The sequence below is a fragment of the Cellulophaga lytica DSM 7489 genome (genome assembly GCF_000190595.1).
Classification (GTDB): Bacteria; Bacteroidota; Bacteroidia; order Flavobacteriales; family Flavobacteriaceae; genus Cellulophaga; species Cellulophaga lytica.
The window spans coordinates 1,468,783-1,485,937 of sequence record NC_015167.1 but is presented as its reverse complement, the minus strand read 5'-3'; the positions used below and the strand labels follow the sequence as shown (position 1 = coordinate 1,485,937).

General features: G+C 30.3%; 17 protein-coding genes and 1 tRNA gene. 6 read left to right on the top strand and 12 right to left on the bottom strand.

The window, feature by feature from the left end:
* Positions 1-4: 4 nt before the first annotated feature.
* From CELLY_RS06635 to CELLY_RS06625, 3 genes are all read left to right on the top strand, one after another.
* On the top strand, positions 5-958 hold the full coding sequence (locus CELLY_RS06635) for a PorP/SprF family type IX secretion system membrane protein (protein WP_013620891.1): 954 nt from the start codon (positions 5-7) through the stop codon (positions 956-958).
* A 48-nt stretch (positions 959-1,006) separates the two neighbouring features.
* Entirely contained in the window at positions 1,007-1,363 is a 357-nt protein-coding gene (gene folB / locus CELLY_RS06630; RefSeq protein ID WP_013620890.1) for a dihydroneopterin aldolase, read from the top strand.
* 216 nt (positions 1,364-1,579) lie between these two features.
* Positions 1,580-1,650: transfer RNA gene (locus CELLY_RS06625), tRNA-Cys, on the top strand.
* A 371-nt stretch (positions 1,651-2,021) separates the two neighbouring features.
* Here the strand turns inward: CELLY_RS06625 and CELLY_RS06620 are convergent.
* The 4 genes from CELLY_RS06620 to rnr are packed head-to-tail and all read right to left on the bottom strand — an operon-like array spanning position 2,022 to position 6,101.
* Positions 2,022-2,507 carry a Clp protease N-terminal domain-containing protein gene (locus CELLY_RS06620; protein ID WP_013620889.1) on the bottom strand — a complete coding sequence of 162 codons (486 nt, stop codon included), beginning with the start codon at positions 2,505-2,507 and terminating at the stop codon, positions 2,022-2,024.
* A gap of 26 nt (positions 2,508-2,533) precedes the next feature.
* A complete protein-coding gene (locus CELLY_RS06615; RefSeq protein WP_013620888.1) occupies positions 2,534-3,199 on the bottom strand; it encodes a LysE family translocator in 666 nt (221 codons plus the stop codon).
* A gap of 12 nt (positions 3,200-3,211) precedes the next feature.
* A complete protein-coding gene (locus CELLY_RS06610) occupies positions 3,212-3,892 on the bottom strand; it encodes a head GIN domain-containing protein (protein ID WP_013620887.1) in 681 nt (226 codons plus the stop codon).
* Positions 3,893-3,950: 58 nt separating this feature from the next.
* Positions 3,951-6,101, bottom strand: coding sequence for a ribonuclease R (rnr, locus tag CELLY_RS06605; protein ID WP_042256744.1), 2,151 nt, complete (start codon positions 6,099-6,101; stop codon positions 3,951-3,953).
* Between the two features lie 664 nt (positions 6,102-6,765).
* On the opposite strand from rnr, the gene rpiB reads away from it, so the two are divergent.
* Together rpiB and CELLY_RS06595 are read left to right on the top strand one after the other, a co-directional pair.
* On the top strand, positions 6,766-7,197 hold the full coding sequence (gene rpiB, locus CELLY_RS06600; protein WP_013620886.1) for a ribose 5-phosphate isomerase B: 432 nt from the start codon (positions 6,766-6,768) through the stop codon (positions 7,195-7,197).
* Between the two features lie 8 nt (positions 7,198-7,205).
* A complete protein-coding gene (locus tag CELLY_RS06595) occupies positions 7,206-7,646 on the top strand; it encodes a GNAT family N-acetyltransferase (RefSeq protein WP_013620885.1) in 441 nt (146 codons plus the stop codon).
* Here the strand turns inward: CELLY_RS06595 and CELLY_RS06590 are convergent.
* The gene (locus CELLY_RS06590; RefSeq protein ID WP_034644296.1) at positions 7,643-8,017 is read right to left on the bottom strand and encodes a hypothetical protein; all 375 of its coding nucleotides are present in this window, start codon (positions 8,015-8,017) and stop codon (positions 7,643-7,645) included. The genes CELLY_RS06595 and CELLY_RS06590 overlap by 4 nt on opposite strands.
* A 150-nt stretch (positions 8,018-8,167) precedes the next feature.
* Between CELLY_RS06590 and CELLY_RS06585 the strand changes: the two genes are divergently transcribed.
* Complete coding sequence (locus tag CELLY_RS06585) at positions 8,168-9,373, top strand: C40 family peptidase (protein WP_013620883.1); 1,206 nt, start codon at positions 8,168-8,170, stop codon at positions 9,371-9,373.
* Between the two features lie 77 nt (positions 9,374-9,450).
* On the opposite strand, the gene CELLY_RS06580 is transcribed toward CELLY_RS06585, so the two are convergent.
* The 7 genes from CELLY_RS06580 to CELLY_RS06550 all read right to left on the bottom strand — a co-directional run bounded on the left by CELLY_RS06580 (position 9,451) and on the right by CELLY_RS06550 (position 17,145).
* Positions 9,451-9,984, bottom strand: a complete 534-nt coding sequence (locus tag CELLY_RS06580) for a DUF4442 domain-containing protein (RefSeq protein ID WP_042256740.1) — start codon at positions 9,982-9,984, stop codon at positions 9,451-9,453.
* Between the two features lie 2 nt (positions 9,985-9,986).
* On the bottom strand, positions 9,987-10,469 hold the full coding sequence (locus CELLY_RS06575; protein ID WP_013620881.1) for a hypothetical protein: 483 nt from the start codon (positions 10,467-10,469) through the stop codon (positions 9,987-9,989).
* 12 nt (positions 10,470-10,481) lie between these two features.
* Positions 10,482-12,110: a S41 family peptidase gene (locus CELLY_RS06570; RefSeq protein ID WP_013620880.1), complete on the bottom strand. Its 1,629-nt coding sequence runs from the start codon at positions 12,108-12,110 to the stop codon at positions 10,482-10,484.
* On the bottom strand, positions 12,094-12,504 hold the full coding sequence (gene rnpA / locus CELLY_RS06565) for a ribonuclease P protein component (RefSeq protein ID WP_013620879.1): 411 nt from the start codon (positions 12,502-12,504) through the stop codon (positions 12,094-12,096). Before rnpA ends, CELLY_RS06570 begins: the two co-directional genes overlap by 17 nt.
* A 193-nt stretch (positions 12,505-12,697) precedes the next feature.
* Complete coding sequence (locus CELLY_RS06560) at positions 12,698-14,557, bottom strand: M1 family metallopeptidase (protein WP_013620878.1); 1,860 nt, start codon at positions 14,555-14,557, stop codon at positions 12,698-12,700.
* 2 nt (positions 14,558-14,559) lie between these two features.
* Positions 14,560-16,200 (bottom strand): S8 family peptidase, encoded by a 1,641-nt coding sequence (locus CELLY_RS06555; protein ID WP_013620877.1) that lies wholly within the window; start codon positions 16,198-16,200, stop codon positions 14,560-14,562.
* 84 nt (positions 16,201-16,284) lie between these two features.
* Positions 16,285-17,145, bottom strand: coding sequence for an MBL fold metallo-hydrolase (locus CELLY_RS06550; RefSeq protein WP_013620876.1), 861 nt, complete (start codon positions 17,143-17,145; stop codon positions 16,285-16,287).
* Between the last annotated feature and the right edge of the window lie 10 nt (positions 17,146-17,155).

Sequence of the window (17,155 nt, the reverse complement as noted above, 5' to 3'; positions counted from 1 at the left end):
AATTATGCGATTTAAATTAGCAATCTTATCATTATTTGCTGGCACAATGCTATCAAATGCACAGGAGCTAAACTCCCCACAGCTCTCACAGTATTTAGCAGATAACCCATTTGTTTTATCACCAACATACGCAGGTATTGGTGACCACGTAAAAATTAGAATGAACGGCCTTGCTCAATGGGTAGGAATAGAAGATGCACCTAGAACACAGTCTTTAGCTGCGGATGCCAGAATTGGGAATAAATCTGGTTTAGGACTATTTTTATACAACGATAAAAACGGATATACAAAACAACAAGGTGCCAGAATTTCTTTTGCTCACCACTTAACTTTAGATAGATATGAAGACGAGTTTTTATCGTTTGGTATATCTTACAACTTTAACCAGTTTAGATTAGATATACAAGAGTTTAACCTTGTTGCTAATCCTGATAATGCTGTAACAGATGATAGGTCTACTACAAACCATAACTTTGATGTTGGACTTATGTATAGAATTAATAAATTTTATGCTAGTTTAAACGTATCTAACCTTGTAAACAAAGACATATCTAACTTTAATGAAACTTTTGAGCCAAATGCTTTAAGAAACTATTACTTGTATACTGGTTACAGATACAAAAAAAGTAGAAATAGCGACTGGGAAATAGAACCTTCTGTACTTTATAAAATGTTTGAGAGTGATGGAAGATCTGAAACAGATTTAAACTTAAAGTTTAGAAAATACGATTTTGAAGATTACTACTATGCAGGTGTAAACTACAGGTTTTTAAATGACCAAATAGGTAAACCATTATACAAAGCACCTTTTGCAGGTTTAAAAAAAGATAACTATTATTTTAGTTATTCATATCAAATAATTTTAAATGATATTTTAAATTACAGTACAGGTACACACGTTATAACAATTGGTGTAGATTTATTCCAAGGATTAAGTAATTGTAGATGTACTTACTAAGTTTTTATTAATTCTATTAGTTAAGTTTGCAAATCTAAACTAAACCTAATGGGAAAAATAACAGTAAGTACTATTAAAACATATGCTTACCACGGATGCTTAAATGAAGAAGCATTAATTGGTAGTGATTATGTAGTTAATGTTAGTGTAAATGCAGATTTAAGTAAAGCATCAATATCAGATGATTTAGTAGATACTGTAGACTATGTACATATTAACCATATTGTAAAAGAAGAAATGGCCATAAGATCTAAATTATTAGAACATGTAGCCAAACGTATTATAGATCGTATTTTTTTAGAATTACCTATTGTTACAGAATCTGAAGTAACAGTTTCTAAATTAAACCCACCAATAGGAGGAGATGTAGAAATGGTTTCGATAACATTGCAATTAACTCGTTAAACTGCATATTAGTAAATTTTTTATACATATAAATATATGTACATTTGAACTCTCCCCCGCATAAATGGCATTGTGGTCGAAATGGATAGACATAATCCCGCAAGGATTAGCATAGTGGTTCGAATCCACTCGATGCCTCGAAAAAAAATGCAAAATTGATTTTAAAAAACTTATTTGCTTATGAATTTATTTTTGTAAGTTTGCAGTCCAAAAAATGGCATCGTGGCCGAGTGGCTAGGCAGAGCTCTGCAAAAGCTTGTACAGCAGTTCGAATCTGCTCGATGCCTCAAAAACCTTCACTAACGTGGAGGTTTTTTTGTTTGTAGTTATAGCTATAAAATTATCTATCTTAAAATCAAATAATTACATAATAATTTCCTATTTATTTAATAAAATGTATAGCAGTTCTCCCGAAGCTTCGGGATGCTCGATGCCTCAAAAACCTTCACTAACGTGGAGGTTTTTTTGTTTGTAGTTATAACTATAAAATTATCTGTCTTAAAATCAAACAATTACATAATAATATCCTATTATTTAATAAAATGTACAGCAGTTCTCCCGAAGCTTCGGGATACTCGATGCCTCAAAAACCTTCACTAACGTGGAGGTTTTTTTGTTTGTAGTTATAGCTATAAAATTATCTGTCTTAAAATCAATTTTATATAATAGAAAGCAATCCTAAAGAAACTAAGCGTTTATTGCTACCAAAAAATTCTAGAAATTTATTAGATTTTATGCTTCTAATTTTCTCACATTCTTTTTTAAATTTAAAATAATCCATTTCTATTTCATTTAAATAATTACCAGCATAGCTATTTTTATCAGCTAGCATAGCAAGTATTATATGTTCTGGATTAACTTTTTTATCTGAATAAATGCGAGCATAAAATGAACCATTTTTTAAAACATTATTAAACTCTTTAGTTAAATAGTACTTACTAAGTATTTTTTTATCATCTGATTTTAAGAGTTCTATTAATTTTTGAAATTTCCAATCGTTAGATTTAAATATTTTTTGAGCAACATTATTAGATTTTAAAGTAGCTATTAAAAAATGAAAAGAAGAAATATATTCGGAATTTAAATCTATAGCTACTAGTCTACTATTAGCTATTATTTTTTCTAGTTCAGAATCAAATTCCATTTTTGTACACAATAGTATTTAAAAAATTATTTTTCTAATAACTCTAATCCTTCTTGTATATTTAATTGGTCTTTAGGTAAAAACCCTTTGGTTATAAGTACTAAACCACAAATAACAAGTATAATACCTAATATTTTTTTAGTTAAAAAAATACGTTTTGGAGTTAAGTATCTTTTTAATTGTTTAGCTAATAATATTTTAATTATGTCTGTAATAAAATATGTGCCTAGCATAGCAGAAAAGAAAACTAAAATTCTGTTAGGATTGTTATCTAAACTTGGGCCTACTACTAAAATTACACCCAACCAAAATACCAAAACACCTATATTTATAAAGTTTAATAAAAAGCCTTTAATAAATAAACTTAGGTAAGCGCTTTTACTAGATTTAAGTTGAGTTGGCTTTTCTTTTACAGGTTTTTTTATAATTACAATTATGCCATAAACAAGTAATATAACACCACCAAAAATATATAATCCTGGTAAATTACTTAGGTTTTCTAATAATTGGTAACTACTAAAATAAGCAACAGTTAAAAATAAAACATCTGCTAAAATAACACCAAGGTCAAAAACCAATGCAGCTCTAAAACCTTTAACAGCACTAGTTTCTAGAAGAACAAAAAAAACAGGACCAATCATAAAACTTAAAAAAAAGCCTAATGGTATTGCTGCCTGTATATCATCTAACATGTAATAGTTTTTCTATTTTCTAATAATTTTACCACCAAAAACGGTTTTCTCATCCATTTTTGCTGGGTCTCCGTAAACCAAAACTTCACCACCGGCTTTTACAGTGGCTTGTACATAATTTGTTGCATTTATTTCTGCATTTCCACCAGCATTTACACTAATTGTTGTAAGCTCAGTTTCAAAGTTTTTACCGTAATAAATACCACCTGTATTAATTTTTATATCTTGGTTTTTAGCAAAACCGTTAGAAGTAATAACACCACCAGTAACGGATTTTACTAATAGTTGTGTTACCTGAGCATCTATAATTAACTCGCCACCTTCTTGAGATTTTAACTCTAACAAATCCTGTTTTATAGTTTCATTAGAGCTAATTCTTGCATCTTCATTTACATCTATAACAGTTAAATTATCTGTATAATATAAATCTATAAAAGTTCTATAACCACTAAAAATTTTATCCAATTCCATACGTAGTTTTAGAACACCATCATTATTAACAATTGCAACTTTTTGTGTATTAGCCCCTGTTATAACTGCTTCATTTTTAGTAGATTTTATTAGATTCACAGATAAACCGTCAAAAGCTTTAACTTCTGTAAAATTATCTAACTTTTGTGTAATTTTTTCGTTTTGCGCATTTGCTAAACTAATAGCAAAAAATAACAGCGTAAATAAGGTTAACTTATTCATTTTAATATTTTTAGGTATAATTCCTAATCTAATTTACAAATTTCGTTCCAAAAATACTTTATTCTGCCTTTCTAAGTAATGAAAAATCTAAATGTCTTTTTACTAAATCTGTGCTTTTAACCATTACTACAACTTGCTCTCCTAACTGGTAGCTGTTGTTTGTACGTTGCCCTACTATAGAATAGCTTTTTTCATCAAAAGTATAGTAATCGTCTTTAATATCTCTTATACGCACCATACCCTCGCATTTATTATCTATAATTTCTACATAAATGCCCCATTCTGTTACACCAGATATTACACCTACAAATTCTGAATCTTTATGATCATCCATAAATTTAATTTGCATGTATTTGATAGAATCTCTTTCTGCACTTGCTGCCAAACCTTCCATATCTGAAGAATGCTTACATTTTTCTTCATAAATTTCTTGTTTTGCACTTGCTCCACCATCTAAATAATGTTGTAATAAACGGTGAACCATAACATCTGGATACCTACGTATTGGAGAGGTAAAATGAGAATAGTAATTAAAAGCCAAACCGTAATGTCCTATATTATCTGTGGTATAAATAGCTTTACTCATACTACGTATAGCAAGCGTATCTACTAAGTTTTGTTCTTTTTTACCTTTTACATCTTCTAACAATTGGTTTAAAGAACTACTTATAGTTTTTTTACTTTTAAAATCTAGTTTATGACCAAACCTAGAAATGATGCCATTTAAATTGGCTAATTTTTCTTCGTTTGGCTCATCATGAACTCTATATATAAAAGTTTTTTCTGGTTTTTGTTTTCCTATAAACTCAGCTACTTTTCTGTTTGCTAGTAACATAAACTCTTCAATAAGTTTATTGGCATCTTTAGACTCTTTAAAGTAAACACCAGTTGGATTTGCGTCTTCATCTAAACTAAACCTAACTTCTACTTTATCAAAAGAAATAGCTCCAGCATTCATACGTTTACCACGCATAATTTTTGCTAATTTATCTAATGTTAGTGTAGCTTCAACAATTTCATTACTAACACTATAAGCTCCGTTTTCTCTAATAGAAATAGCCTCTGGAATGGTATTTTCTCCCGTTTCTATTATATGTTGTGCTTCTTCATAAGCAAAACGTTCATTAGAGTTTATTACAGTTCTACCAAACCATTGGTTAATAAGTTCTGCTTTTTCATTAATCTCAAAAACTGCAGAGAATGTATATTTTTCTTCATTTGGTCTTAAAGAACAAGCATTGTTAGATAAAACTTCTGGTAACATTGGTACAACACGATCTACTAAATATACAGATGTAGCCCTGTCATAGGCCTCATCATCTAAAATAGTGTCTGGTTGTAAGTAATGAGATACATCTGCAATATGAACTCCTATTTCATAATTACCATTTTCTAATTTTACAAAAGACAATGCATCATCAAAATCCTTTGCATCTTTAGGATCTATAGTAAAGGTAAGCGTATCTCGCATATCTTTACGTTTTGCAATTTCATCTGCTTTTATAGATGTATCAATTTTATTAGCATAATTTTCTACTTCTAACGGAAACTCATAAGGTAATCCGTATTCTGCTAAAATTGAATGTATTTCTGTATTATGTTCTCCTGGTTTACCAAGTACTTCTACAATTTCTCCGTAAGGTGAGTCTGCATCATCTGGCCAATCATTCATTTTTACAATGACTTTATCACCATCTTTAGCATTATTAACTTTATCCTTAGGAATAAAGAAATCTGTATACATTCTAAAATCTGTAGCTGTTACAAAAGCGTAATTCTTTTGCAATTGTACAATACCAACAAAGTTAGTTTTGTCTCTTTCTATAATTTTAGTGATTTCACCTTCTAATTTTCTTCCTTTTCTTCTAGGAAAAATATAAACTTCTACAATATCTCTATGAAAAGCTTTTTTTAATTTATTGCTAGAGATAAATACATCATCTTCTAAACCTTCTATAACTATATAGGCATTTCCTTTACTAGTAATATCTACTTTACCTGTATGGTAAGTTTTAGTATCCCTAGCTACAGCTTTATATTTGCCTCTACTTTCTTCTATAATTCTTTTTTTCTCTTTTAATTGTACTAATCTCTTTACTAGTACATTTCTCTTATTTGCATCTGTTATTCCTAATTTAGCAGCAATTTGCTTATAGTTATAACTAGCATTAGGATCTTTTTCTAATACCGTAAATATACCTTTAGTAATAAGATTACGGTCTTGGTTTTTAGGTCCTTTTTTTTCTTAGTCATTCATTTTATTTATTTCTGGTAAATTACAAATTATAATCTACTCTTATCTTAATTAAATAGTTTCTTAATTTTTTAGTAAAGAAAACGTTGTTATAAACATATATATAATATACTATTTTTCTTTTATTAAATTTTAAAAAAAAATGGTGATTATAATAGTGTGTTAATATCTACAATAAAATTATGTAATATTTCTTGTGTTGAACAGTAATGTAAATTTATTGTAAAGTTATTAAGTCTTTATATTTAACTTTTTATTTAGAAATCAATCTATTACCATAATTATTAACGGTTATTAACAACTTCTATTAACAACAAATTTTTAATAATTTATGGCTAAAAAATTGTTTACATTATTAACAATAGTCTTAATATCTTTTATCTAAAAAGTAAAAAATAGATTTGGTTGAAGAAATTCTAAGCTATAATGCAACAATTTTTACGAAAAACAAAATTTATGTTTTGTATAGTTATTAAAGTGTTGTGAACAACTTGTTAGTTGTATGTGATACTATCAAAAATGTATGTAAAAATGGGGGTTTGTATTTATTAACAATTTTAGAATAGGATATACAATGGTATTTGTACTTTTGTAATGTAAAACTACAAAAAACAATATAATGCATATAGCTATAGGTAATGACCACGCCGGTACAGAGTATAAATTTGCGGTATTAGAACTTTTAAAATCTAAAGGTATAGAAGTAACTAACTACGGTACAGATAGTAATGATAGTGTAGACTACCCAGATTTTGTGCACCCAGTTGCAGCAGATGTAGATACAAAAAAAGTAGATTTTGGTATCCTTATATGTGGTAGTGGTAATGGTGTGTCTATGACAGCCAATAAATACCAAAATGTTAGAGCTGGTTTATGCTGGACTAAAGAAATTGTTTCTTTAACACGTGAGCATAACAATGCTAATATATTAAGTATACCTGCACGTTTTGTTTCTTTACCACAAGCATTAGAAATGGTAAATACGTTTTTAGATACAGAATTTGCTGGTGGAAGACATCAAAACAGAGTAGAAAAAATAGCTTGCAAATAATACAATAAATGATTGTATGTGTTAAAAGCTTTAATGAGCTTACTACAAAAGACTTATACGCAGTTCTACAACTTAGATCAGAGATTTTTGTTGTAGAACAAAATTGCGTTTACCAAGATATAGATGGTAAAGATTTTAATGCTCTACACGTTTTAGGCTTTAAAAATGATAAATTAGTAGCTTATACACGTATTTTTAAACCAGGAGATTATTTTAAAGAGGCTAGTATTGGTAGGGTAGTAGTTAAAAAATCTGAAAGGCAACATAAATACGGTTATAGTATTATGGAAGCATCTATAGCTGCTGTAAAAGAACATTTACAACAAACTACCATAAAAATATCTGCTCAAAAATATCTTTTAAAATTCTATAACAATTTAGGCTTTAAAGAAGATGGTGAAGAATATTTGGAAGATGGTATACCACATATGGTAATGTACAAACACTAAATTTTTATAGGTGTTTTATTGGTAAGGTTTATATCTTCTAACATTGTATCTGTAAATTTAAAATGTCCCTTAGTGGTAATAATTCTAAATCTGTTAGAATTCATTCTACTTAAAGTGTCTAAAAACAGCCATTTAGATTTTAAAAGTTTAGGTTTATCAGACTTTAAACTTATTTCAAAAAAATACTTTCTTCCATTTTTCATAGCAACAATATCTGGTGTTACCTTATCGCCAGTACTTTTTCTAATGTATGACTTAGGAATTTCACAATCAGTTACATCAGCCTTAATATTAGTAAACCCTCTAGATTCTAAATAGCCAATTGATTTTTTTATAAACGCTGTATTTTCAATTTTATCTGTCTCTATCATAGTTATCAACATAATAAAATAAACTTTAATTTCCTAATTTATATACTGATTAACAGTACTTTAACGTAGTTATTAACATTACAATGTTCATTTTGTCTACATTAAAATAAAATTTTCATAATTTCACTCATCCAAATAAATACGTTTATAATGATGAAGAAAATCAATTCTAAAATACCATTTATAGCCCTTATATTATTAATGGTTTTAGGTAGTTGTAAAAATGAAGTAGTTACAGAAGCAGAAAATCCTGTTTTAGAATATGTAAACCAAGTAAAACAAGAGTATGCACCAGATAAGCGTGTAGCTCTTTTTAATATTGATTCTAAAGCTGCAGACAAACAATATGTACTAACAGGTGAAACCAACCTACCAAAAGCTGTAAACGAGCTTAAAACAAAGCTAAATGAGGCTAAAATTGAATATATAGACAGTATACAGTTACTACCAACAGCAGAATTTAAAAATAGCAATTGGGCTATTGTAAAAATTTCTGTTGCCAATTTAAGAAGTAAAGCAGGACACTCACAAGAACTTGCCACACAAGCAATTTTAGGTACACCAGTAAAAGTGTATAAAAATGATGGCGATTGGTATCTTATACAAACACCAGACAATTATTTGGCTTGGGTAGATAAAGGTGGTATAGAAATTTTAAAAAATGATGATTTTAAAACCTGGAAAGCAACTGAAAAAATAATATACACTAATATTACAGGCTTTTCTTACGCATCAACAACAGGTCAAGAAACTGTTTCAGATTTAGTAGCTGGTAGTATTTTAGAATTGGTTGCTGATAAAGGTCTATTTTACCAAGTAAAATACCCAGATGGTAGAATTGCTTTTGTTAAAAAAGATGAAGCACAAACGTATAATAGTTGGTTGGGAGCATTAAACCCAACACAAGAATCTTTAGTAGCAACATCTAAACAATTAATGGGTTTGCCGTATTTATGGGGAGGCACATCTAGTAAAGGAGTAGATTGTAGCGGTTTTACCAAAACAATATACTTTTTAAATGGTATGGTGTTACCAAGAGATGCATCACAACAAGTAAACGCAGGTACAGTAGTAGATAAAGATAAAGATTTTAGTAAGCTAGCAGTTGGTGATTTATTGTTTTTTGGAAGACCAGCAACAGATTCTACCAAACAAAGAGTAGTACATGTTGGTATGTGGATTGGTAACAACCAATTTATACATTCTTCTGGCCGTGTACATATTAGTAGTATAGATAAAAACGCTACTAATTTTGATGAGTTTAATTTAAACAGATATTTACAAAGTAACCGCATGTTACACCAAAATACAGAAGCCATTTTAGAACTTAAAAATGCAGCACTTTTTATAGAGTAAAGTGTGTAGAATACACCAAAAAAAGAGACCTAAAATAACTATATTTTAGGTCTCTTTTTTATTTATATAAACAAATGTTACGCCTTTTGTTTCTTTCTATTTTTCATTTTTTGCTTGTAAAACTCTTTGTTGGCTACATAAATGGTTTTATGTACCACGCAAAAGGTAGTAGTACCATCTTCGCTTTTTATTTCGGTAGTTTTTTTAACCTCAATTTCGTTTTCTGTGTCAATGCGGTTTTTAATATCTTGTAGTTCTTCTTCAGTATATCTAAAATCTGCATAAACATTTTGTTTGGCAGGCTTTTTAAATCGTATATCTGCAGCTTTATCCCAAACCACATAATCATCCCCAATTAAATACAACAACTGTATCATAGGTATTGGGTCTACAGCAGAAAACAAACTACCACCAAAAATAGAATTTACATAATTTCTGTTTTTCCAACTAATAGGAATTTTCACTTTAACGTGTAGCAAATCTTTAGTAATTTCAATTATTTTACCAGTACTTCTTTTGTACATAGGCGAATAATTAAATCCGTATTTAAACAAAATGTGTTTAGAAAATAGTTTTTGACCAATACTGGCCATTTTTTGGTAAATGGACATAGTTAATTAGTAGATTTTTTGTCAATTTTAGATAGGTTTGCTAGATAATCTTTCCAAAAAAGTAAAACTTTTTTTAATATAGTTTCAAAAGATAATATTTCGCCATTTTTCATTTCTACTTTTAAGTATGTTTTATCAAAAGTAAGACCAAATGTACTGTCAAAAGGTCCTATATGTTTTTCTGTATTTTCTACCTTTGGTTTATGTTTATTTAAGAAGAAATGTTTAGTTCCATTTGAAATATCGTGCATTACTTGTAATTCTCCACACATTTCTTTTAATGACTTTTGAAACTCAAAAATATTTTGAAATTCTTTATCAAACTTATATTCATTATAAATCCAATCTGATAGATGCCAAGATGTTAATGCACAATTTATTGCTAATCTTGAGGAAAGATTATTTTTAATATAATCACTATAATCTTCTTCTAATTTTTTATAAAATTGTAATGAGTTATTTATTTCAAATGATAACTTATTCATTATTGTTTTATTCTACTTTAAATAATCATTGTATTTAGTAGCGTTATTAAGCAATTCTGTTGCTGTTAAAATAGCATCGTCATGAGATAAGTAATACTCATACAAACCATCTCTGTAAAAATAACGTTTTACAATTTCGTCTTCAATATTTTTTACAATTTGTGCTTTGTACTTATCTAAAGCTTTAATTTTATTTTTATTGATATCTACTAAAAGACTTTTATATTTATCCTGAATTTCTTCACCAAAAATGGCGTTGTCATTACTATTTATAGCAGCCGTTAATGCTTTTTCTGTATCGGTTTCAAATGAAAAATTAGAGGCGTTTACGTGCTCTTTAAAATCTGCAAAATCTGCATCAGTTAAATTAAAATCTGCAATACTATTTACTTTATTATTGTAGTAGTAGTTTGTAGCAAAATCAAAAATAACATTGTTAACAATAAGTGCTTTTGTTAAAGAGTTTGTTTTAGCAGCAGCAATTTGTATTTCTGGTAAAACACCACCACCATCTTGTACTTTACGTCCGTTTTTGGTTTTAAACTCATTAAACTTAGTATTTTTTACGGCTTTACCGTTTTCATCTCTATGCCAATAATCTAATGATTGTATACATCTTCCGCTAGGAGTATAGTATCTAGAAATGGTAACTTTTAATTGCGTACCATACGTAAGCTTAAGAGGCCTTTGTACCAAACCTTTACCAAAACTACGAGCGCCAACAATTACAGCCCTGTCTAAATCTTGTAAACTACCCGAAACAATTTCACTAGCAGATGCGCTAGAACCATTTACAAGTACTACCAAAGGTATTTCTGTATCTACCGGAGCATTTCTAGTTTTGTATGTTTTATTAAACTTTTTAACCTTAGATTTTGTGGTTACAATAAGTTCTCCTCTAGGAACAAATAAATTGGTAACATTTATAGCTTCAGACAATAAACCACCTGGATTTCCTCTTAAATCTAGTATAATTTTTTTAGCACCTTCATTTTTTAGGTTTACTAAAGCTTCTTTTGTTTGTGAAGATGCCTTTTGGTTAAATTTAGTTAAAACAATGTAACCCGTAGTTTCATCTACCATTTTGTAAAATGGCACAGCATCTACTTCTATATCTTCTCTGTTAATAGTTGTAGTGTTTGTTTTACCTTGTCTTTTATAAACAACACTAACACCGGTGTTACTAGCACCTTTAAGAAGCTCTGTTGCATCATCTTTAAAAGTTGCAACATCTGTATCGCCAATTTTAATAATCTCGTCACCAGCCTTTAAACCAGCCTTATCTGCAGGTAGGTCTTTATAGGCTTCTATAATTAGCATTTTATCTTTGTAAGTACGTACGGTAGCACCAATACCAGAGTATTTACCAGCATTATTAATACGGTAAGCTTCTACATCTTGTTCATTTAAAAAACGAGTATAAGGATCTAAACCATTTAGCATATTTTTAATGGCATTATCCATTAATTCTGCAGGATTGGTTTCATCCACATAATTCATATTTAACTCTTTAAAGAGCGTAGTAAAAATTTCAATTTGTTTTGCTATTTCAAAAAAATCGCCTTTAAAACCGCTGGCTCCTATTAAAATAAAAACGGCAAAAACCGGAATTATTATTCTTTTTTTAAATACGTTCTTCATTGTTTACTTTCTTATAAAATTTGGCAAGCACCTCTGCAACAGATTTCTCTATTTCAGCGTAATCTGGCATCTTTTTACCAAGGTATAAAAATAGTAACGCAAAATCTTTATCTATGTTGTTAAAAATTACGTGTTTGTTAAGTCTGTAACCTTCTCGTAATAATCTTTTAATTCTATTACGGTCTACAGCACTTTTAAAATTACGTTTAGGTACAGAAACACCTACTTTTAAGGGTGTATTTTGTAAGCTGCAAGGCAAGTATATTAGTTTTACTGGGTAGCTAGATACACTTTTGCCGTCTGCAAACAATTCTCCTATTAACTTTCTGCTTTTTAATTTTTCCTTGGTAGGAAATTTAAAATTAGGAGTATTTTGTTGTTTTTGGGTAGACATTAAAAATGTATTAATTATTTAGTTTGATAAAAATGAGTGTTTAACGCAACTGCACATCTTTACTAAAGAGCAAAGGTATTATAAAGTTATTATTTATAAGTCTTATTGGTTTATTAATAGTTAGGTTAGAAAATAAAAATCCGTTTAAAGCAAAGCTCTAAACGGATTTTTATTGGTAGTTAAAAGGAAGATTTTACTCTGCCTGATAAACGTTATTTTCTTTATTTATATCTGCCATAAGGTTAGATGGGTCTATAACAATTGCTTTAATACTTGCTTTTGGTTTGTTAATAGTAAAGCTGTAGTTAGAGTTTGCCCAAGGCCAATCTGGTAATACAGTTCTTTTTAAATCTGTATATGGGTTTTCTTTTTCACCACGCATCATACGCAAAGGAGCATAAAATGTTTCTTTAGTACCATCTGCATAAACAACTAAAATATCTAAAGGCATTGGCATTAAACCAATTCTTTCTAAAGCTACTGTAGAGCTGTTATTAGATTCTGTAATTTCTTTAATACCATAATCTATTGTATTAGTTGTTTGTGTCCAGTCTGTTAAATACCAGTCTAGCTCCATACCAGATACCTTTTCTGCTGTTCTTTTAATATCATTAGGTGTTGGGTGCTTAAACTTAAAATCTTCATAGTATTTACGTACTGTTTTCATTAAGTTTTCTTGACCAATAATATAGCCTAATTGTGATAAAAATACAGATCCTTTACTGTAAGCAGCAATACTATAAGGCATATTTTCATGGTAACGGTCTGCGTGTGTAGTTTGTGGTTGCTCTTTTCCAGATTTTACTAGGTAGTAATAACTTCCATAAGATCTTTCAAAAGGGTTATCTTTTTTCTGATCCATTACCTCATTCATACACAATGAAGAAATAAATGTTGTAAATCCTTCATCCATCCACTCGTGTTTAGCTTCATTAGTTGCTAATACGTGCTGAAACCAAGAGTGTGCCATTTCATGAGCAGTTGTACCTGCAAGGCTACCGAATTTTTTACCACCAGCAATTAATGTACTCATAGCATACTCCATACCACCATCTCCACCTTGTATAATAGAGTATTGTTTGTATGGGTATTTACCAATATTTTTGCTAAAAAACTGCATCATTTCTGCAGCTTTAGGTTGTACTTTTTCCCAGTTTGCCTTAATTTCAGCATCATCACCTTGGTATAAAAAGTGTAATAATGGTCCGTTTTCTACTTGTAGCGTATCATGAATATAATCTGGATCTGCTGCCCACATAAAATCATGTACCATAGGTGCTTTAAAATGCCATGTTAATTTTTTACCACGTTGCTTTTTAACCTTAGTTCCAGGAGCCTCATAACCGTGTCCTATTTCATTAGCATTTTGTAAATAACCTGTACCACCAACAACGTAATCCTTATCTATTGTAAGTTTTACATCAAAATCTCCCCAAACACCATGAAATTCTCTGGCAATGTATGGGTCTGCGTGCCAACCTTCAAAATCATACTCAGCTAATTTTGGGTACCACTGCGTCATAGATAAAGACACACCGTCTTTGCTATTACGACCAGATCTACGTATTTGCACAGGAACCTGGCCTTTAAAAACCATATCAAAAGTTGTTTTAGCACCAGCAGCAATTGGCTTAGCCAATTCTACTACTAAAACAGTACCTTCTACACTGTATTTTACAGGAACACCATCTTGTTTTAATGAAGAAACCTTAATAAAGCCAATTTCATCTTCTTTTAAAGTAGCAATTCTGCTATTTTTATCTTTATCCGTCATTCTTCCATCAGGATCTGAAATGCTATGTAAACGGGCATCCATTTCACTACCTGGCTGAAAAGCGTTAAAATACAAATGGTAATACACACGTGTTAGCTCATCTGGTGAGTTGTTTGTGTATACCAATTTTTGTGTTCCATCATACTGGTAGTTTTCAACATTCATATCTATCTCCATAGAATAATCAACGTGTTGTTGCCAATACGGACTATTTTGTGCAGATAAAGGAGAAAGCAATGTTGTAAACACTGCTATCCCTGCTATTAATAATTTTTTCATAATTATAATTTTACTTTTCCTTTAGAAACGCTTTCAGCTAATAAAAGTGCGTTGTATAAGTTTACCATTTTACCCGATGTAGATATATTAGCTAATGTATTGTTGTTTGATGGATCTCCACCAATAACCACTTTAGTTTTAGTTGCAATACCAGATTGCATAATTATTTTTTTAACCTGTGCAGCAGTTAATTTAGGATACTGAGATCTAATTACAGCAGCAACACCAGCAACACCAGGTGAAGCCATAGATGTACCACCCATAAACTCATACTTGCTACCTGGTACAGTAGAATAAATTTCTGCTCCTGGTGCAAAAACATCTACATTTATTTTACCGTAGTTAGAGAAATCTGCAAGCATTGTAGATCCGTATTTGTTAGCTAAAGCACCAACTGTTATTACGTTATCTGCAAATTCTGCACCATTTTTAATTTGGTCATTAGGGTAGTTAGGGTGATTTTCATAATCGTCTAAATTAGCACCATCATTACCAGCTGCGTGTACAAAAAGTACATCATTTTCTGCAGCATATTTTAAAGCTTCATATACCCATTCTGCTTTAGGAGAGTATGCCTTGCCAAAACTAGCGTTTATAACTTTAGCTCCGTTATCTACAGCATAACGTATACCTAAGGCAATATCTTTATCATACTCATCTCCATTTGGTACAGCTCTAATGCTCATTAACTCTACATTATTAGCAACACCATTAGCACCTTTACCATTGTTACGCTCTGCAGCAATAATACCAGCAACGTGTGTACCGTGACTTTCTGTATCTACAGTGTTCATTGGGTTACCATTACCATATTTTGTATCTGTAATATCGTAAGGATTGTCTCCAACTGGTTTTCTTCCGTTAAAATCTTTATTTAAGTTGTAGTTTACTTGGTCTGTAAAGTATGTAATACCACCAGTAATACTTTTTATAGCTTCAGGAATAGAAGCACTAAAAGAATACATTTGGTTTAACACTGCTAAGTTACGTTGCATAGCTTCGTCTTTAGCAGTAATACCAGCTAAATCTTTTTTAGTATAGCTATCCTTACCTAGTTCTTTTTTAACAGCTTCATCTGCATTTTTTACAGCTTGTAAAATTTGTTCATATCTTTGTTTACCAGCTAAAGCTTCAGCATAGTCTGCTTCTACTTCTGCCTTAGCTTTTGCTTGTAATGCAGCATCACCAAGACCTAACCTTACAATTCTTGCGCTTTCTAATTGCTCATTATAAGAGTCTCCTAAAAAGTTATATCCATGAACATCATCAATAAAACCATTGTTATCATCATCAATGTTATTACCAGGAATTTCTTTTTTATTTGTCCATAAAACATTTTTAAGATCCTCGTGGTTTAAATCCATTCCAGAATCCATAACTGCTACAATAACTTTGGTTCCTTTTTTATTACCAATAAGTTCTTTGTAGGCTTTATCTACACTCATTCCAGGTATAGTGTCTGTAGCAAGATCTGCATGACCCCAGTTTTGTTTTTGTTGCTCTGTAAGTTCTGATACTTTTAAAGGCAAAGCATCTATGTTTTCTACAGGAGTAGAAACCAAGGTAGGAGCAGAGCCACAACTAGCCATTATTAGGGCTACAGCTGATAAGCTTAAAACAGATTTTGATAGTCTGATATTCATATTATGTTAATTTAATTTGTGTATTTATTATTTTGATGAATTTAGTAATTTCTTTATAAATGGTGTAGAGCGTAATTTATACGCTTAATTAAAAAGCTCATTAAAGGTAAAAGTCTCATTTAATCTTACTCCTTTTTCTGTGTGTTTTACAGTACAAACTTGGTTGTGTGCATCATGCTCTAGTACCAAGTAATAATTATTATCTGCAGCAGTGTTTAAAAATAGTTCTTTTTCAGACAATGTTAATAAAGGTCTAGTATCAAAACCCATAACATAAGGTAGTGGTATATGGCCAACTGTAGGTAATAAATCTGCCATAAAAGCTAGTGTTTTACCTTTGTATTGTATGTGTGGTATCATTTGTTTTTCTGTATGGCCATCTGCATAAAAAATACCAAAACCAAGCTCAGACTCAGCTTCAAATTGATGCTGGTTAGGTTTTAAAAATTTTAATTGCCCGCTTTGTTGCATTGGCATTATGTTTTCTTTTAAAAACGATGCTTTTTCACGTGCATTAGGTTTTGTTGCCCAGTTCCAATGGTTTTCATTAGTCCAAAATGTTGCATTTTTAAAAGCTACTTCAAAACCAGTTCTATCTTTATTCCAAACAGCACAACCACCACAATGGTCAAAATGTAAATGTGTTAAAAATACATCTGTGACATCATCTTTACTAAAACCTAATTGTTTTAAAGAGTTATCTAAAGTATGGTCTCCCCACATGTAGTAGTAGCCAAAAAATTTATCAGATTGTTTGTTACCCATACCAGTATCTATAAGTATAAGTCTGTTGCCGTCTTCTATTAATAAGCAACGGCCAGCAATATCTATCATATTATTAGCATCTGCTGGGTTTGTTCTGGTCCAAATAGATTTTGGAACAACGCCAAACATTGCACCACCATCTAACTTAAAATTGCTTGTTTCTATTGGGTAAATCTTCATACTTACAAAA